This is a genomic window from Mesonia sediminis (genome assembly GCF_042684705.1).
GTDB lineage: Bacteria > Bacteroidota > Bacteroidia > Flavobacteriales > Flavobacteriaceae > Mesonia > Mesonia sediminis.
The window spans coordinates 38,314-55,955 of sequence record NZ_JBHULZ010000023.1 but is presented as its reverse complement, the minus strand read 5'-3'; the positions used below and the strand labels follow the sequence as shown (position 1 = coordinate 55,955).

Sequence of the window (17,642 nt, the reverse complement as noted above, 5' to 3'; positions counted from 1 at the left end):
TTTTTTATAAACACTGCAAATTTACCACCTTTAAAGTTATTTTTACTGCTTTTTTCATAACTTATTGTAGGCATTATTTTAATTTTTTAATGCAAGAAACTTTTAATATTTTAGCCCCATGCTTGAAATTTGCATCATAGGAACGGGAAGAGTTGGGAGTCAACTTGTTAGGGTTTTATCGCACACAAATAGCGTAAAAATCACGCAGATTTACAACCGAACAAAAACAAAACTAAAGGCTTTTGAATCTATTGCTCCTACCACTTCTGAAATTAGCGATTTAAAAAGTGCCGATTTAGCCTTAATAGCGGTAAAAGACGATGCCATTGCTCCACTTATTTCTAGTATTGCCTCTATTTTTCCTACCATCGCACATACATCGGGTAGCTTAGGGTTGCAAAAGCACGGGCAAAATAATGCTGTATTCTATCCGCTGCAAAGTTTTAGTCAAAAAGAAATCGACTTTAATCAAGTACCACTATGTATAGAAGCTGATAACCGTCAAACTTTTGATACCATTGAAAATCTGGCAAAAAAAATAAGCACCCAGGTTTATAGCGTAACAACAGAGCAACGTAAATATTTGCATCTAGCGGCTGTTTTTGCCAATAATTTCACGAATCAAATGTATGCTATGGCTCAAAAAATTTGCCAGGCGAATAATTTAGATTTCGAAATATTGCATCCATTAATTCAAGAAACAGCGACAAAGATTAAAACTACGCCTGCTATAGAAGCACAAACCGGACCTGCTCTTAGACAAGATACTCAAACCATGCAAAGACACTTAAAACTTTTAAGCACACCAGAAGAAAAAGAAATTTATAGCCTGCTTTCACGGGCCATTCAAAACACGCATAAATTATGAACTACAAAGAAATTTTAAATCATATTCAAGCCTTTATTTTAGACGTAGATGGCGTACTTACCAATGGTACTGTACATATTGCTCACGACGGTGAATTGCTAAGGAGCATGAATATAAAAGACGGTTATGCATTAAAGAGAGCAATAGATGCCGGTTATCAAGTTTGTATAATTTCTGGTGGTAAAAATGAGGCAGTTAAGAAAAGGCTAAATGGTTTGGGCATAAAACAAGTTTATCTAGGAATTGAGAATAAAGTAGAGGTGTTAGAACAATTAGCAAAAGAATATAAACTGAACTTAAATCAAATGGCTTATATGGGCGACGACATACCCGATGTATCTCCTATGCAACGCGTAGGCTTACCAACTTGCCCACAAGATGCAGTACCCGAGGTAAAATCCATTGCAAAATATATTTCTCATAAAAATGGCGGCCAAGGATGCGTACGCGACTTAATTGAACAGGTAATGAAAGTACAAAACAAATGGATTAAAATTGACTAACATGCCAATTAAAGCTTTTTTCAACCTCATTCGTTGGCCCAATTTATTGCTAATTGCCTCGTGTTTATTTATCATTAAGTTCAGCTTATTTTCTATAGAAGCATACCCTGTAGCTATTACGCTAAATTGGTTTGGGTATAGCTTATTAATCGCTTCGAGCGTATTTATAGCTGCGGCCGGTAATATAATTAATGATATACAAGATGTTGTTGCCGATAAAGTAAATAAACCCAAACGCGTAATCGTGGGGCGTTTAATCTCTGAGAAGACTGCATTCAATTGGTTTCTGCTTTTTAATGTTCTCGGGATCCTGCTAGGATTTTATTTAGCTAATCTTATTGGCAAGCCCATATTTACCATGCTATTTATTGGTAGTTCGGGCTTGCTTTACTTATATGCCACTACGTTAAAATCGTATTTGTTAATTGGCAATATCTTAATAAGCGCCCTGGTAGCGCTGGTCTTTATTTTACCAGCTATTTTTGATTTAATGCCGGCTATAACTCCTCAAAACCAAAGTTTACAAAAATTTTTCTTCTCTATATTAACAGATTACGCAGTCTTTGCGTTTGTTGTTAATTTAATCAGAGAAATCGTAAAAGACCAAGAAGACATAGCAGGTGATCATAAAATGAAGTTTAAAACTTTACCTTTGGTATTGGGCAAACAACGAACCAATATAATATTGTTTGCATTGGGATGTCTAGCAGTAGTTGGTTTGGTATATTATGTGCTAACTTATTTTTATGAAAATACACTTGTTTTAACCTACAGCCTTATTGGTCTGGTCTTGCCGCTTTTACTTTTTGTAGTAAAGGTTCCTTCTGCCAACTCAAAAAAGGATTTTAGACAACTTAGTTTACTGCTCAAAATAACTATGAGCTTGGGCGTTTTATCTTTGTTACTTTACGGATTTATACACAGCAGCTAATGGCTAATTTAAGTTTACAACAAAAACTAAAAGATAGGCAAATAATATTGGCCTCGGGATCACCACGCCGACAAGCGCTTTTAACCGATTTAGGTCTACCTTACCGGATTGAATTAAAACCCGTAGAAGAGCTATTTCCAGATCATCTCCCACCAAAAGAGGCTGCAGAATACTTAGCAAAATTAAAAGCAAATGCTTTTGACCATTTAAAAGATTCAGAGATCCTAATTACTGGAGATACTGTAGTAGCCATCGATCAGTTAATATTAGGAAAACCCAAAGATAAAGAAGAGGCTATCAAAATGTTAGAATTACTTTCGGGTCGTAAACATCAAGTTATTTCTTCTGTTTTTCTTAAATCAAACCAAAAATCATGCTGTTTTTCTGCCATGACGCAGGTAAATTTTAAATCGCTTACGTCCGTAGAAATTGAATTTTACGTGAATACTTTTAAACCTTTTGACAAAGCGGGAGCATACGGTATTCAAGAATGGATAGGACAAATAGGTATTACAGGTATAGAAGGCTCTTATTATACTGTTTTAGGTTTACCTATACATTTACTTTATAAAAACTTGTTGCAATTTTAATTGTTAGCGAAGTATTAATTCTATTTTGTACTTGAACAGAATGCAATACCTTTGATTAAATAATTAACGGCATGCACAACTATTTTAACACCTACCAAAGAGAGCTTTTTATAACCCTTGGTATTCTTATCTTTTTAGGAATATTAAAGTACTTATTCAACAAGGCTACGCATAAAATTTATCAAAAAGAGGCGATCCATCAGGCTCGTTTTAGACTTATTATTCGCTATATCAATGTGTTTATTGTTTTTTTAGCCATCTTCTTATTGATGGTTGCTTGGGGTGTTAAGATCCAAGAGATTTCGTTGTTGTTCTCGTCTATTTTTGCAGTTATCGGTATTGCGCTTTTTGCCATTTGGTCTATTTTAAGCAATATCACTTCGGGTATAATTATGTTTTTCTCGTTCCCTTACCGTATTGGTGATCGCATCAAAATTCATGATAAAGATTTTATTGCTGAACCCGCAATTATTGAAGATATAAAAGCTTTTCATCTTTACCTAAGACTCGAGAACGGCGAATTGATTACGTATCCAAATAACTTGATTTTACAAAAACCGGTTTCGCTCATCCAGAAAGACGCCTTACTCGATAAAAACAATTCCGATTTTGTGGATTAAGCGGCAACACCCAAGGTTTTTTGGTAAAATTGAAACATAGCTTCCATATCGGGTCTTCCCTTCATTCGCCCTAAACGCCCACCAAAATATAAAACCACCCAAAAGAATACGATGAGTATCATTAAAAAAACCTGCCAAAAATAAGAGTTACCTAGATTGTATTGGGTGTAAGTCCATACTATTAAACCCAAAAAAGCGGTAGCCAGTATAAGATGAGTAAACATAAAAAGTGTCCATACCGAAGGATTAGGACCAAAAAAACCGTGAATTGAGGTTTTTTCTTCGTCTTTATTGAGTTCTAAATGCAGTTGTGGTGACCAAAAATGCTGTTCTTTTCTAGGTAATTTAATAAAAATGTGCTCGTCAAAATACACGATTTTATACCGAGATTGCTTAGTTTTTTGATCAACAAATCGTTTAACCACCTCCTCCAGCGGTAATTTTACCGTCTCTTTAAATCGAGGCCGTAAAACTATTTGGTTGTTTAACTCCATAGGCTTCTGTAATAAAAGCGAAAAAATAGTATATTCGAGCAAAAAAACGCTATGAAACAAAGCAGCCTTTGTTTATATATCTTTTTACTATTGCTAAGTAAAAGCTTTGCACAATACCAATCTGCTTTAAATTCTGCCGAAATATATCAAAAAATACAACAACTTAACGTATTAGGCAGTGTTTTATACATCGCAGCGCATCCCGATGATGAAAATACCGCTTTAATAAGTTATTTTGCTAATCATAGAAAAATGCAAACGGCATACCTCTCCCTCACTCGAGGTGACGGTGGGCAAAACTTGATTGGTCCTGAACTCCGAGAAAAATTAGGCTTAATTCGTACCCAAGAATTAATTGCTGCGCGTTCCATTGATGGCGGACAGCAGTTTTTCTCAAGGGCAAATGATTTTGGTTATTCAAAAACACCCGAAGAAACTTTTTCTTTTTGGAATAAACCCGAAATTTTACACGATGTGGTGTTAGCTATTAGAAGGTTTAAACCCGATATTATTATCAATCGTTTTGATCACCGAACATCAGGCACCACCCACGGTCACCATACGGCCTCGGCAATTTTGAGTTTAGAAGCCGTAGAAAAAGCTGCAGACCCACACTATAAATTAAAATCTAGTTTTAATTTTCCAACTTGGCAGGTAAAACGTGTATTTTTTAATACCTCCTGGTGGTTTTATGGAAGTCAAGAAAAATTTGATGCAGCTGACAAATCGAATATGATTAAACTTGATAAAGGATTATATTCACCCATCACAGGGAAATCTAATACAGAGATTGCATCACAAAGCCGAAGTCAGCACAAATCTCAAGGATTTGGAAACACACCTATTCGGGGTCAGCAACCCGAATACCTCGAACTGGTTTATGGTAAGCCCTTACAATCAAATGATATTTTCGAAGGTATAAATACACATTGGTTAAGTTTAGAAAACGGAAAGTCGGTTCAAAACCAACTCAATAAAATCATTCGAAATTATGATTTCACCGCCCCCGAAAATAGTATTGAAGCCTTAATAGACCTGAGAAAAAAAATTAAAACGGTAAAAAACAAACATTGGAAAGATATAAAATTAAAAGCTTTAGATAATATCATTGCCGCTTGTGCAGGGCTATATTTAGAGAATGTAACCCAAAAGGCGTTGGCTACACCACAAGACAAACTTAATTTACGACTAGAGGTTACACAACGAAGCGGTTCTCCTCTTACCCTTGAAAAGTTTTGGATTAAAGGTTTGGGGGTAAATCAAACCTTAAATCATCAACTAAGCACCAATCAACCCTTCCATACTACGGTAAGCGCCATAATACCCGCAAAAACGGCCTATAGTAACCCTTATTGGCTAAATAAAAAGCCATCCCTTGGATTGTATAAAGTTCCGAATGACTCTTTAATCGGTTTACCCGAATCAAATGCAGCTTTTGAAGTGACTTATCAATTTAAAATTAAACAGGAGACAATTCAATACAAAGTTCCTGTACTTTATAAATACAATGATCCAATTGCAGGCGAAGTTTTTGAATCTTTTTATATTGTGCCGCCTATTAGTATAGGCTTACCTAATAAACAGCTTATTTTTGCCGAAAATACACCTAAGGACATACAAGTTGAATTGAAGGCTTTTCGCAAAGATATAGCTGGCGAACTTACTCTTGATTTACCAGAGAACTGGAAATATACCAGCGAAAATAAAATTCTTCATTTTAAAGAAAAGGGTGAAATCAAAACCGTGAAACTACGCATATTTCCGCCAAAGCATTCCGCGCAAGCGCAATTAAAGATATCATTTAAGCACCAAAATAAAAATTACCCCTACACGGTTTCGTTTATCGATTATCCGCATATTCCTAAACAAGTCTTATTAGAACCAGCCGAATTGAAACTTAATCGTTTAGATTTAAAAACAAAAGCTGAAAAAATAGCCTATATTGTTGGTGCTGGCGATGCCGTACCCGAAGCTTTAAAAGTGATGAATTATAAGGTTGATCTGTTGCATTTAGATCAGCTTACAAGCGCGCAAAAACTTGAGCAATATGATGCTATTTTATTGGGGATTAGAGCATTTAATGTTTTACCCGAATTAAAATTTAAAAATTATTGGTTATTTGATTATGTAAAAAACGGTGGTAACTTAATTGTGCAATACAACACTAGCCGCGGATTAGTGACCGAGGAATTAGCACCTTATCCGCTGCAATTAAGTAGAGATCGAGTAACCGATGAAAATGCCAAAGTAACTTTTATCGATAAAAACCATCCGGTTTTAAATACCCCCAATGTCTTAGAAAAAAGTGATTTTGACAACTGGGTACAAGAACGCGGATTATACTTCCCCAATACTTGGTCTGATCGTTTTACGCCAATTCTTAGTATGGGAGACCCCAACGAGTCGCAAACACAGGGTGCTTTATTGGTAGCACCTTATGGTAAGGGCTATTATATTTATACCGGTTTGAGTTTATTTAGAGAACTGCCTGCTGGAGTGCCCGGTGCCTACAGATTATTAGCTAATTTAATTGCCTTAGAAAATGAAGAAAACTAAACCTAAATATGTTTGGAAACAAAAATATAGTCTATTGCTGCTTGCCAATTTGCTATACGTAATTTTATTTTATGTTTTTATGAAATCTTTAAGTTAGTATGCATCCATTAGATATAACCGTACTGGTAGGTACCTTAGCTTTTATCGTACTTTTTGGTTATTTTAAAACCAGAGGCAGTAAAAATGTAAATGATTATCTAAAGGGAGGAAATCAAGCTCGCTGGTGGACGGTAGGCCTTTCGGTTATGGCAACACAAGCTAGTGCCATTACCTTTTTGTCTACTCCTGGTCAAGCTTTTCACAGCGGGATGGGTTTTGTGCAGTTTTATTTGGGTTTACCCCTTGCCATGGTAATTATAAGTATGATTTTTGTTCCACTTTACCATCGTTTAAAGGTGTATACCGCGTATGAATTTTTAGAAAGTAGATTCGATTTAAAAACACGTAGCCTCACAGCGGGGCTGTTTTTAATTCAGCGCAGTCTGGCTGCAGGTATCACCATTTATGCACCATCTATCGTATTGTCTGCTGTAATGGGTTGGGATTTATATACCCTTAACATCATTATTGGTATTTTGGTAATTATATATACAGTTTCTGGTGGAACCAAAGCGGTTTCGGTAACCCAAAAACAACAAATGGGAGTGATTTTTATTGGTATGTTCACTGCTTTCTTTTTACTGATAGATTACTTACCGAACCCCATCGGGTTTACACAAGCCCTAGATATTGCTGGAGCTGCTGGGAAACTTGAGGTGCTCGACTTTTCTTTTGATTTTGAAAATCGTTACACCTTATGGTCGGGCCTTATTGGTGGAACCTTCTTGGCACTATCCTATTTTGGGACAGATCAAAGCCAAGTACAACGCTACCTAACGGCTAATTCTGTAAAACAGAGTCAAATGGGACTTATTTTTAATGGGTTTTTAAAAGTACCTATGCAGTTTTTCATTTTGTTGGTAGGTGTTTTTGTTTTTGTGTTCTATCAATTCAACCCTACCCCTTTAAATTTTAATCCAGCTGCCGAAGAAGCGGTATTGCAATCAAGTCAAGGTCCACAATATAATCAGTTAAAAGCAGAGCTAAAAGCTATAGAACAAGAAAAAGCCCAAGTAGCCCTTGCCCTTTCGCAGGATGAAAAGCATTTTGGTCAGAATAAATTGGTTTTTAATGAATTGCTTAGCGAGGAAAAAGACATACGCCAACGTGCTAATGCTTTAATAAAAGCTAGTGACGAAAAATTACAAACCAACGATAAAGATTATGTTTTCATACATTTTATTCTTCATAACCTCCCCAAAGGCTTAATTGGCCTGCTACTGGCCGTTATTTTATCGGCTGCCATGTCTTCTACGGCATCTGAGCTAAATGCTTTGGCCTCTACCACGGTAATCGACTTATACAAACGCAACATAAAAACAGAGAAAAGCGATAAGCATTACCTCCTAGCCTCAAAATTATTTACATTTTTTTGGGGGATTTTTGCTATAAGTGTAGCTTGCACAGCCGATTTGTTTGATAACTTAATTCAATTGGTCAATATTATCGGATCTATTTTTTATGGAAACGTATTGGGAATATTTCTATTGGCTTTCTTCGTGAAATATGTGCAGAGTAAAGCAACCTTCATTGCTGCCATCGTAACCCAAATTATAGTGTTGATTGGTTGGTACTTCGATTGGATGCCCTACCTATGGCTCAACCTATTTGGAGCGGCGCTAGTAGTAGGATTGGCCATTCTTTTACAAACCACCATAAAACAAAAAACAAACTAAGTTCTTTAACTTAGTTTGTTTTTATTATTTTAGGAAGGCTTATCCTTACATAGCTCCCCATTCTTTTAAAGAATCGGTATTCATCTTTATATAATCGGCATTACCTGCTTTTCTAGCACCCGCTAAAGAAGCTTTGGCTGATTCGATAGCTTGCTCTTTAAGGCCCGCTTTGGCTTCAATTAAAGATTTCTTGCGTAAAACCCAAAAAGGAGCTTTTCCTTTTTGCATTTCTACAGATTTACCAATCCAAGTAAGAGCTTGTTTGATATCATTACCCGACTCGTAATAGTAATTCGCAGCTGCATAATAATCATTAGCCGTAGGTCCGTTTAAGGTCTTCTCTATGTTTTTCATGGTTAATTCTTGGGTAGGAAGTTGCACAGGTAATTTTACCATTGTGTTTTCCCAATGCATCACCAAGTTTCCTCCATCATTGTGCAAGTCGCTAAAGTAAATTGTAAAAGTTTCTTGTGTGTTGGCTGTTTTGTGTGTTTCGGCTTTTAAGCTTGCCACCACCTTGCTCTCATCCCAATTTTGTGGTAACCCCCAATTACTGGTATCGTTGTACAGATAGATTTCCCAATATTTTTTATGTGGAGTTACATAGATAGCGTAACTACCCGGTTTTAATTCGGTACCGTTAAAGTTGACCATGGTGTTAAAGCTAATGACCGTATTTTGATTAGCTCCAGCTCGCCACATCTTACCGTAAGGCACTAAATTTCCAAATACCTCTCTATCGCGCATGGAGGGTCTAGAGTACTCAATATTAAATTCGGTTAAACCTACATTTTGCTTTATACTGCTCTTTGGACTTGGCTGAGGGGTTTGTAACTGGGCATGACCTTGAAAACTAAGCAAAATAGCGGTTACAAGTAAAAATAATTTTTTCATCTTTTTTATTTTTTAGTTATAACTACAATAATACTCAAATCAGTGCTTTTTTTTGCTTATTTTTTAATGATATCTTATCAAAATTATCTTAAAATTTAGTATACTCGCTCTACAATTCACTACTACAATGAACAACGAAGCTAACTTTATACAAGAAATACAAGGAGGATATAACTGCAAAGGAGATTCAATTTTTTTAGGTGCCGGTATGCTAAATGAAAAACCCATAGCCGATGCTGTGGTTAAAATACCTCTTAAAACCCTTAACAGACATGGATTAATTGCCGGTGCCACGGGTACTGGAAAAACAAAAACCTTACAAATTTTGGCTGAAAACATGAGTCAAAAAGGGATTCCGGTTTTGCTAATGGACTTAAAAGGTGACCTTAGTGGTTTGGCACAAGCTTCGTCTATAGCCGATAAATTAAAAGGACGTCACGAACAAATCGACTACCCTTTTACCCCAAAATCCTCTCCTGTAGAATTATTATCACTATCGGGTGAAAAGGGTGTTAAGTTACGTGCGACGGTTAGCGAATTCGGACCGGTTTTATTGTCTCGCATTTTAAACCTTAGCGATACCCAAACGGGTATTTTGGCTATTATTTTTAAATATTGTGATGACCATAAAATGCCATTGCTGGATTTAGAAGACCTTAAAAAAATGCTTCGCTTTATTACCGAAGAAGGAAAAACCGAATTTGAAGAAATTTATGGTAGTGTTTCTAAAGCATCAACAGGTGCCATGCTTAGAAAAATTGTTGCCCTAGAGCAACAGGGAGCTGATCTTTTCTTTGGCGAACCTTCTTTTGATGTAAATGACTTAATGCGCTTTAACAGTAAAGGAGAAGCTTATATCAACATAATACGACTTACCGACATACAAGATAAACCGGCATTGTTTTCAACTTTCATGCTAAGTCTTTTAGCCGAAGTATATTCTACTTTTCCCGAACAAGGTGATGCAGACAAACCTAAATTGGCCATTTTTATCGATGAGGCGCATCTGGTTTTTAAAGAAGCTAGCGATGCCTTAATGGGGCAAATTGAGAGCATCATTAAACTCATCCGTTCTAAAGGAGTAGGTGTGTTTTTTGTAACCCAAAACCCAACCGATGTACCCAAAGAAATTTTAAGTCAACTAGGGCTTAAGGTTCAACATGCTTTGCGTGCCTTTACGGCACGTGATCGTAAAGCCATTAAATTAACGGCAGAGAATTACCCTATTTCTTCTTTTTACAAAACCGAAGAGACCCTTACACAATTGGGAATAGGTGAAGCTTTTATTAGTGCACTCGATGAAAAGGGTAAACCCACTCCCCTAGCGGCTACTATGTTACGTGCCCCTATGAGCCGAATGGATGTATTACAAGATAATGAAATTGAACACTTGGTAAAAAGCTCTAGCCTGGTGACCAAATACAACCAGTCAATTAATCGAGAAAGTGCATATGAGATTTTAAATAAAAAGATAGAAAAAGCAAGCCAACAAGAACAACTTGAAAAAGCACAAGAGCAACGCAAAGAAGTGGCTAAAAAACAAACTCGAAAAATCGGTGAATCGGCTACTACAAAAGCAGTATTAAAAGTGCTAACAAGCGCCACCTTTATTCGTGGGGTAATGAGTATACTCAATAAAGCTTTTAAATAATGCATCGACATTTTAAGTTATATAAACCCTACGGTTATTTAAGTCAGTTTATCACCAATCAGCCTAAAGCTAAAAAGAAAAAGATGCTAGGAGAACTCTTTGATTTCCCAGAAAATACCATGGCGATTGGTCGTTTAGATTTAGATTCTGAAGGCTTACTCTTATTAACAACCGATGGTAAAATGAGTTTTGCTGTTTTGTCTAAAAACGTAGAGAAAGAATACTATGTTCAGGTTGATGGCCTCATTACCCCCACGGCACTAGAGCAACTTAAAAACGGCGTGCGTATTAGTATTCAGGGAAAGCCGTACGATACCTTACCTTGTAAAGCATGTAAATTGGAGCAGACACCAAATTTTCCACCTCGTGCAAAAAAAATAAGAGATGAACGCCACGGCCCAACAAGCTGGGTGTCAATTTGTATTAATGAAGGAAAGTTTAGACAGGTAAAAAAAATGACGGCTGCCGTTGGTTTTCCCACTTTGCGCCTCGTAAGAGTACGGGTAGGAAGTACCAAATTAGAGCAGATGAATGCCGGTGAGGTGCAAGAAATCACTTCTTCGCTTGAAGCGGAATTTGCTTCGCGTTAAGTAGATAATTTATTGCACTACAATTTTAAATCTTAAGCTTTTATCAATACTTTCTAGTTGCAGGAAATATATGCCACTTGGTAAATCAAGTTTTATTTCTCCTTGAGTATTTCCTTGTTGAACAAGCCTACCTAAGCTGGAGTATAGTGTAAATTCGCTGCGCTGTTTTAAACCTTTTATAAAAAGTGTTTTGTGTGCTGGGTTAGGATAAATCTGTAAAACCGAATTAGAGACTTTGGTATTTGATAACGGGTTGTTCCAAGTTTGCCCCTGCTTATTACCCCATATGTACTCAATTAAATCGGGATGATCTATAAACGGATTTCTGTTTTTTTGCCAAGTATAGATGATATTATTTCGATTCATCTCAAAATCATCGGGCGGATCGTTTCTATGCCAATTCAATAAGATGTCTAAATCACCTAATTCACCCGTAATTTGGCTGTAGCCAGAAACAATAGATAAACCATTGTAGCGCAACGCCAAAAAGAAAACACTTCTAGCCACATCACCTTTAAAACTCCCTTGGTTATTGGCGGGTCCAGTATACTGCCCGTAATGTTTATTCCCACGTGCAGAGTTTTCAGGGCCATCTACTGCTCGCAGTCCGTGTGCATCAGAGTTGGCGTGACGTAAAGAATCGGCGTTGGTTGCCCAATACACCGATATACCATCGGCTGTTTCATCTTCTTCTATGCTAAAAAATCCGCCTCTTGAGCGAGGAAAAGTATGTTCTCTATTCCAGGTACCCGTATTGATAGAGCTCGTCTGAAAATCTATTTTTTGTTTTACACTCTCGGTATACACTTGCCAAATTTGATTGTTATTTTCAGGATTTTCATCGGCTTGTTTTAAAATATCAATCACATCGCTATAGGTATGCGCTCGTACCAGGTTAGGGTCGGCAACAATCGCCTGCAAAGCGTCTCTTAGTGAATTTCCTGCCAGTTGATCGATACTTGAATAATATCCCGAAGGAGCGGTACTACTTACCGTATTATAAGTCGGATTTAAAGGAGTTCCCCAAGGAGATATGCTGAAATCATTATCGATAATACGCAAATCGATAAAATTATTTAATGCCAACAACTCAGGAGGTAAATTTACAAAGCGTACACGAGCAATTTCATCGCCTTCATCTAAATTGTCATCTATTATCTGTAAAGTTGTGCTGGTGGTATTGCTCCCTGCCGGTATGTTAAGCTGGATATTCCCTGTGAAATCGGCACTTGAAAATCCCCCTTGATCTAATTGTATACTAAAACTAGTAGTTTGCGCAACATTTTGTTCTGTAGTAAATTGTATTTGAATGCTTTCTCCTTCTTGAAATTCAGTTTTATTAAAACTCATTTGTATTCCGTTGAGTAGAATGCCACTGCCATCATTCAGTTGTCTCGGTGTAGGTGTTTTAACATCATAACCACCTTGATTGTTTAACTGAATGGATTCGTTGTCTTTATTGCCATTTGTATTTTCATCTATTTGCGTAGTTTCGCCCAACAGATTAAGCAAACTGGTGGCCGTTGGGTCGCTTGTGCCATACACCAAAGCGTCTATCAAATTGGTAGTTGTAGCTAGAGTCCCGTCGGGAAAATCGGTGGGAGCGGCTTGGTAAATAGCCACTGCGTCTGCTCCATTCTGTATTAGATTGGGTGCAATAATGTACTGAGGAACGGGTGACACTGTACTGCTTCCTATTAATAAAATGCCATTTACATCGGTCGTATAGCCGCTTAAATCTAGCGTGAGATAACTTGTATTTCCTCCAGAGGTAGACCCATTAAAGAAGACCAAAACAAAACCGGTTAAATCAAAATTAGGCGTATTCGACTTTAACTCTACAAACTCCTGGTCATCTATACTGGGGGTATCACAATCTAGCTCATTAATTACCAATTGAGCGTTAACCCAAGGAGAAAAAAGTAATAGAGAAATACCAAATATTAAATTGCGCATATTTATAATTTTTACAAAGGTAAGCCACTTTTCAACTAAAAACGCTGAATAAACAGACTTAATCTAGATTTTTAGTTTAATTAATGTTTTAATAGCCCTATAGATTTTATAAATCACCAAAGGTTTCTTGATTGCCTTTATCTTTGTAATTTAGCCTTATTTGAAAATTAGAACTTATGAACGTATTATCAAGCTTGAATTGGCGGTATGCAACTAAGAAATTTGATACCGAAAAGCAGGTGAAAGACGATAAAATAAACTTACTTAAGAATGCTTTTAACCTAACGGCAACCTCCTATGGTTTGCAACCAGTAAAGATGCTCATTGTAAAAAATAAGGATTTGCAAGAAAAAATGATGCCGGCGTGTTTTAATCAAAAACAAGTAAATACGGCGTCGCATATTTTGATTTTAGGTATACCTGGAACCATAGATGAGCAATTTGTACGCAATTATTTTGATTTGGTAAAAAGCATACGACAAACTCCTGATGCCGTCTTAAAACCATTTCAAGACTTTTTAGTAGACGATTTTAAGAAATCAACTACAGAAAAGATAGAGCGTTGGGCTACTAACCAGGTATATTTAGCGCTAGGTAATTTACTTACGGTGTGTGCCATTGAGTCAATTGATTCGTGCCCAATGGAAGGTTTTAATCCAGAAATACTAAGCGAAGTACTTTCGTTAAAAGACTATGATTTAAAACCCAAATTGCTTTTACCCATTGGTTACCGCGCCGATGATGATGCTTTTTCTCAGATGGCCAAAGTGAGAAAACCACTCGAAGAAACAATTATCGAGCTGTAAGTTATAGCAATCATTTAAAAAAAGCTTGTCTTGTTCGACAAGCTTTTTTTGTTATTTGAATAAAATCGACTAATAGTTTACATATTCGGTTATTTCTAAACCATAACCAATAATTCCAACTCTTTTGGTTTGCTCGGTATTTGAGAGTAATTTGATTTTATGTATACCTAAATCGTGTAGAATTTGCGCTCCAATACCAAAATCTTTATGATCCATTTCTAGTTTAGGTGCTTTCATAATACCTCGCTGCTGCTGTTCTTTGAGTTCTTCTAAACGATGCAACAAATTCAGCGTAGACTGCTCTTGATTGATGAATACAATTACTCCCGATTGTGCTTTTTCTATTGCTTTAAACATATCATCAAGTTTCTCATCGGCGTTATTGGTAAGTGTGCCTAATATATCATTATTCACTAGGGTCGAATTTACTCGTACTAATACCGGTTCGTCTTCTTGCCAGTCTCCTTTGGTTAACGCTAAATGAACTTGATCGTTAGTGGTTTGTTTATATGCCCTTAGGCGGTACGTTCCAAAGCGAGTATTGATAGTAAAATCTTCTTTTTTCTCAATAAGCGAATCATGACGCATACGGTATGCTACCAAATCTTCGATAGAGATAAGTTTTAAATCAAATTTTTTCGCCACCTCTACCAATTGAGGTAAGCGAGCCATGGTACCATCTTCGTTTAAAATTTCTACCAAGATTCCAGCCGATTTAAATCCGGCTAGACGTGCCAAATCAACCGCAGCTTCTGTATGTCCCGTTCTTCTTAATACTCCCCCATTTTTTGCTTTTAAAGGAAAAATATGGCCGGGCCTTCCTAACTCATGAGGTTGGGTTTTTTCATCGACTAAGGCTTTAATGGTTTTTGCTCTATCGTGAACAGAAATACCAGTAGTACAACCATGCCCTATCAAATCTACAGATACGGTAAATTGGGTATGGTGCAATACGGTATTATTACTCACCATCATTTCAAGATTAAGCTCATCACAGCGATCTTCTGTTAGCGGCGCACAAATAAGTCCGCGACCGTGTTTTGCCATAAAATTTATCATCTCTGGGGTTACGGCTTCGGCAGCAGCGATAAAATCGCCTTCGTTTTCACGGTCTTCATCATCTACTACAATAACCATTTTACCCTGCTTAATAGCTTCAATAGCTTCGGGAATGGTATCGAGTTGAATTTTCTTTTTATTTTCTTTAGTCATAGCTTTTTTTTCAAATTTACTATTTCTTTGGTTTACGCGTAAGACCTAACTTTGCCGATAGGCGCTTAATTGGTAAAACAATAGCATCTGTATTTATAAATCCTTGGTCTGTAGTCGCTCGATAAGTCAAATAAATGCTCAAAGGCATCATTATAAATGTAGATAACCAACTGGCTAAAAACGGACTAATAGCTCCGTTCTCGGCACTATTGGTAGCAAAAATACCAATAAAATGATAAGTTAAAAACAATAAAATTGCCACTACCATAGGTAACCCAAGTCCACCTTTACGGATAATGGCTCCTAATGGTGCACCTACAAAAAACAAAATAAAACACGAAACGGCCAAGGCAAATTTACTATGCAATTGGATTTCGGTTTTATTGATGCGGGTTGACTTGCGTCTTAGAATATTTTTCTTCCCTTTAATACTAGACAATGAACCACGTGCAGTACCTATTGCGATATTTAAAATTTGTTGAGTTTCGGTGGGATTATAACTCGCATATAGATCTTCTAAACTATCAATTTGATAAGACAAGGTATCGGTTTGCTTTACTTCTAGACCTTTGGTATTTTTTAAAGTACTGGCGGTTGTTTTTCTTACCCCAAAATTATCGCTATATGCCTGTACACCACTTCGGTTTATGATGTTGGTATTAAAATTTATTTTCTCTTGATTATAATCCGCCGAAAGCGAATCTAAAGCCACTCGAAGTTCCTGACTGTCTAGCATCTTGTAGCTGTAATTGTATTTCTCTTCGTTTAAATCAACATCGTTAAAATTTGATAAATCGATATTAATGGTATAAGTATCAAAATAACTTTTTACAAAGGGTTTGCGTTGCCGCTCTTTAAAGTCGTTAGGTTGAATTTCATCATAATAGTTACCTTCAAACAATATCAGCGACAAAAAGTCTGAATCTTCACTACTGGCTAGTTCTCCTCTTTTGGCTTTTATTACGGTAAAGTTACCCCTGTTTTTTTGATTTTTTTTGTGGATTATTACATCTCGTAAATATTGATCGTTATCGCCAGATTTTTCGGTAACCTTAATATTGACATCTCCAATATCATTAAAAGCCCCCTCAACAATAGCCATTGCGGGCTTAAGCTTAGATATATTTTTTCGCAGGTTAATCGACTTAAATTCGGCCCAAGGAATTACATTGTTTGCAAAGAAAAAAGCAATAATACTCAGTAAACCAATAAAATAAATCAAACTACGCATTGCCCTTTGCAGCGAAATGCCCGATGATTTCATAGCAGCAAACTCATAATTCTCGGCAAAACTACCAAAGGTCATTATAGAAGTAACCAAAATAGTTAACGGCAAGACCAGCGGTATTACTTTAGGCATAATGTAAAACAAAAACCTGCCAATTACAAAATAGTCTAGGTCTTTACCCGCCAGTTCTGATATATGTAGCCAAATACCTTGTAGCACAAAAATAAACATCAAGACTACAAAAACCGCAAAAAAGGTTTGTACAAAACTGGTAAAAATATACCGATCTAGAATTTTCAAGAAAAAAGGCTTTAGCTTGTTTTACAACTGGTTGATATAGTACCCGTTATACTTAGTTTTGTCAAAGATAAACAAAGACTGTGACAAGGGCTCGTTAGTATTAAATTGATTTACTTTAATGGTTACTTTAGTGCCGTTATCTTGAATTTGAATTAATTTATAGATGTGTTTGGTTTGTTTATCAATACCCAATAGAATCTCTTTTACTTCGGCTTGACTGTCAATTGGCGTTAACTTAATAAATTGTATTGTTCTACCCTTAATATTTTGCGTAATATCCCATTTGTAGGTATAACCCTCTTCATAAAAACTTAACATTTTTGATGGGGTAATACCTTCATCTTGGTTAGGATTATAATTTGAAATAGTAATTTCCTCATCCTCTGGCACAATAGTATATAATTTTTTACCATCAAAAAGGCGAGTAATCCCCATTAAATTTAACCGATAAAGTTCATTTTTTAAACTTACCTCACCACGGGTTTCTTGTTTAATATTTTCATTGGTGTTTTCTAAAATATAGTCAAAGTGTATTACCATATTATCATAAGATTTCACTTTGGCCGACACTTCATTTAGTAATTGCTCTGCTTTCGCTGAATTTTGAGCGTTAACACTAAATATAGCTAGCAATGCTAGACTAAAAACCATTAATTTTTTCATGCTGT

The 17,642-nt window shown here is 36.3% G+C and carries 16 protein-coding genes; 10 read left to right on the top strand and 6 right to left on the bottom strand.

The window, feature by feature from the left end; genetic code table 11:
• Positions 1-118: 118 nt before the first annotated feature.
• The 5 genes from ACFSQ0_RS03505 (at position 119) to ACFSQ0_RS03485 (ending at position 3,512) form a co-directional block, all read left to right on the top strand.
• A complete protein-coding gene (locus tag ACFSQ0_RS03505; protein WP_379044187.1) occupies positions 119-868 on the top strand; it encodes a Rossmann-like and DUF2520 domain-containing protein in 750 nt (249 codons plus the stop codon).
• Positions 865-1,371: a KdsC family phosphatase gene (locus ACFSQ0_RS03500; protein WP_379044184.1), complete on the top strand. Its 507-nt coding sequence runs from the start codon at positions 865-867 to the stop codon at positions 1,369-1,371. Before ACFSQ0_RS03505 ends, ACFSQ0_RS03500 begins: the two co-directional genes overlap by 4 nt.
• A 1-nt stretch (position 1,372) precedes the next feature.
• Entirely contained in the window at positions 1,373-2,302 is a 930-nt protein-coding gene (locus ACFSQ0_RS03495; RefSeq protein ID WP_379044181.1) for a geranylgeranylglycerol-phosphate geranylgeranyltransferase, read from the top strand.
• Positions 2,302-2,892: a Maf family nucleotide pyrophosphatase gene (locus tag ACFSQ0_RS03490; protein WP_379044178.1), complete on the top strand. Its 591-nt coding sequence runs from the start codon at positions 2,302-2,304 to the stop codon at positions 2,890-2,892. Before ACFSQ0_RS03495 ends, ACFSQ0_RS03490 begins: the two co-directional genes overlap by 1 nt.
• 71 nt (positions 2,893-2,963) lie before the next feature.
• Positions 2,964-3,512 (top strand): mechanosensitive ion channel domain-containing protein, encoded by a 549-nt coding sequence (locus ACFSQ0_RS03485; RefSeq protein WP_379044175.1) that lies wholly within the window; start codon positions 2,964-2,966, stop codon positions 3,510-3,512.
• On the opposite strand, the gene ACFSQ0_RS03480 is transcribed toward ACFSQ0_RS03485, so the two are convergent.
• Positions 3,509-4,006, bottom strand: coding sequence for a GTP-binding protein (locus ACFSQ0_RS03480; protein WP_379044172.1), 498 nt, complete (start codon positions 4,004-4,006; stop codon positions 3,509-3,511). The two genes, ACFSQ0_RS03485 and ACFSQ0_RS03480, sit on opposite strands and share 4 nt — an antisense overlap.
• Positions 4,007-4,057: 51 nt before the next feature.
• On the opposite strand from ACFSQ0_RS03480, the gene ACFSQ0_RS03475 reads away from it, so the two are divergent.
• Together ACFSQ0_RS03475 and ACFSQ0_RS03470 are read left to right on the top strand one after the other, a co-directional pair.
• On the top strand, positions 4,058-6,562 hold the full coding sequence (locus ACFSQ0_RS03475) for a PIG-L family deacetylase (RefSeq protein WP_379044169.1): 2,505 nt from the start codon (positions 4,058-4,060) through the stop codon (positions 6,560-6,562).
• 98 nt (positions 6,563-6,660) lie between these two features.
• The gene (locus tag ACFSQ0_RS03470; protein ID WP_379044166.1) at positions 6,661-8,337 is read left to right on the top strand and encodes a sodium:solute symporter; all 1,677 of its coding nucleotides are present in this window, start codon (positions 6,661-6,663) and stop codon (positions 8,335-8,337) included.
• Positions 8,338-8,382: 45 nt separating this feature from the next.
• Here the strand turns inward: ACFSQ0_RS03470 and ACFSQ0_RS03465 are convergent, their stop codons facing one another.
• On the bottom strand, positions 8,383-9,231 hold the full coding sequence (locus tag ACFSQ0_RS03465) for a DUF2911 domain-containing protein (protein ID WP_379044163.1): 849 nt from the start codon (positions 9,229-9,231) through the stop codon (positions 8,383-8,385).
• A gap of 127 nt (positions 9,232-9,358) precedes the next feature.
• On the opposite strand from ACFSQ0_RS03465, the gene ACFSQ0_RS03460 reads away from it, so the two are divergent.
• Complete coding sequence (locus tag ACFSQ0_RS03460; RefSeq protein ID WP_379044160.1) at positions 9,359-10,882, top strand: helicase HerA-like domain-containing protein; 1,524 nt, start codon at positions 9,359-9,361, stop codon at positions 10,880-10,882.
• The gene (locus ACFSQ0_RS03455; protein ID WP_379044157.1) at positions 10,882-11,472 is read left to right on the top strand and encodes a pseudouridine synthase; all 591 of its coding nucleotides are present in this window, start codon (positions 10,882-10,884) and stop codon (positions 11,470-11,472) included. The genes ACFSQ0_RS03460 and ACFSQ0_RS03455 overlap by 1 nt, the downstream gene beginning before the upstream one ends.
• A 9-nt stretch (positions 11,473-11,481) precedes the next feature.
• Here the strand turns inward: ACFSQ0_RS03455 and ACFSQ0_RS03450 are convergent, their stop codons facing one another.
• On the bottom strand, positions 11,482-13,428 hold the full coding sequence (locus ACFSQ0_RS03450; RefSeq protein WP_379044154.1) for an endonuclease: 1,947 nt from the start codon (positions 13,426-13,428) through the stop codon (positions 11,482-11,484).
• A gap of 176 nt (positions 13,429-13,604) precedes the next feature.
• Here ACFSQ0_RS03450 and ACFSQ0_RS03445 point away from each other — a divergent pair, with 176 nt between their 5' ends.
• On the top strand, positions 13,605-14,234 hold the full coding sequence (locus ACFSQ0_RS03445) for an NAD(P)H-dependent oxidoreductase (RefSeq protein ID WP_379044151.1): 630 nt from the start codon (positions 13,605-13,607) through the stop codon (positions 14,232-14,234).
• Positions 14,235-14,303: 69 nt separating this feature from the next.
• On the opposite strand, the gene ribB is transcribed toward ACFSQ0_RS03445, so the two are convergent.
• The 3 genes from ribB to ACFSQ0_RS03430 are packed head-to-tail and all read right to left on the bottom strand — an operon-like array spanning position 14,304 to position 17,637.
• On the bottom strand, positions 14,304-15,446 hold the full coding sequence (ribB, locus tag ACFSQ0_RS03440) for a 3,4-dihydroxy-2-butanone-4-phosphate synthase (RefSeq protein ID WP_379044148.1): 1,143 nt from the start codon (positions 15,444-15,446) through the stop codon (positions 14,304-14,306).
• A 19-nt stretch (positions 15,447-15,465) separates the two neighbouring features.
• Entirely contained in the window at positions 15,466-16,974 is a 1,509-nt protein-coding gene (locus ACFSQ0_RS03435; RefSeq protein WP_379044145.1) for an LptF/LptG family permease, read from the bottom strand.
• A gap of 21 nt (positions 16,975-16,995) precedes the next feature.
• Positions 16,996-17,637 (bottom strand): LolA family protein, encoded by a 642-nt coding sequence (locus tag ACFSQ0_RS03430; protein WP_379044142.1) that lies wholly within the window; start codon positions 17,635-17,637, stop codon positions 16,996-16,998.
• Positions 17,638-17,642 lie beyond the last annotated feature (5 nt).

What these genes read in the sequence shown, in the direction of transcription:
- ACFSQ0_RS03490 (WP_379044178.1), top strand. Translation starts at nt 2,302, where the DNA reads ATGGCTAATTTAAGTTTACAACAAAAACTAAAAGATAGGCAAATAATA.
- ACFSQ0_RS03470 (WP_379044166.1), top strand. Translation starts at nt 6,661, where the DNA reads ATGCATCCATTAGATATAACCGTACTGGTAGGTACCTTAGCTTTTATC.
- ACFSQ0_RS03465 (WP_379044163.1), bottom strand. Translation starts at nt 9,231, where the DNA reads ATGAAAAAATTATTTTTACTTGTAACCGCTATTTTGCTTAGTTTTCAA.
- ACFSQ0_RS03495 (WP_379044181.1), top strand. Translation starts at nt 1,373, where the DNA reads ATGCCAATTAAAGCTTTTTTCAACCTCATTCGTTGGCCCAATTTATTG.
- ACFSQ0_RS03500 (WP_379044184.1), top strand. Translation starts at nt 865, where the DNA reads ATGAACTACAAAGAAATTTTAAATCATATTCAAGCCTTTATTTTAGAC.
- ACFSQ0_RS03430 (WP_379044142.1), bottom strand. Translation starts at nt 17,637, where the DNA reads ATGAAAAAATTAATGGTTTTTAGTCTAGCATTGCTAGCTATATTTAGT.
- ACFSQ0_RS03445 (WP_379044151.1), top strand. Translation starts at nt 13,605, where the DNA reads ATGAACGTATTATCAAGCTTGAATTGGCGGTATGCAACTAAGAAATTT.
- ACFSQ0_RS03485 (WP_379044175.1), top strand. Translation starts at nt 2,964, where the DNA reads ATGCACAACTATTTTAACACCTACCAAAGAGAGCTTTTTATAACCCTT.
- ribB (WP_379044148.1), bottom strand. Translation starts at nt 15,446, where the DNA reads ATGACTAAAGAAAATAAAAAGAAAATTCAACTCGATACCATTCCCGAA.
- ACFSQ0_RS03450 (WP_379044154.1), bottom strand. Translation starts at nt 13,428, where the DNA reads ATGCGCAATTTAATATTTGGTATTTCTCTATTACTTTTTTCTCCTTGG.
- ACFSQ0_RS03460 (WP_379044160.1), top strand. Translation starts at nt 9,359, where the DNA reads ATGAACAACGAAGCTAACTTTATACAAGAAATACAAGGAGGATATAAC.
- ACFSQ0_RS03480 (WP_379044172.1), bottom strand. Translation starts at nt 4,006, where the DNA reads ATGGAGTTAAACAACCAAATAGTTTTACGGCCTCGATTTAAAGAGACG.
- ACFSQ0_RS03475 (WP_379044169.1), top strand. Translation starts at nt 4,058, where the DNA reads ATGAAACAAAGCAGCCTTTGTTTATATATCTTTTTACTATTGCTAAGT.
- ACFSQ0_RS03455 (WP_379044157.1), top strand. Translation starts at nt 10,882, where the DNA reads ATGCATCGACATTTTAAGTTATATAAACCCTACGGTTATTTAAGTCAG.
- ACFSQ0_RS03505 (WP_379044187.1), top strand. Translation starts at nt 119, where the DNA reads ATGCTTGAAATTTGCATCATAGGAACGGGAAGAGTTGGGAGTCAACTT.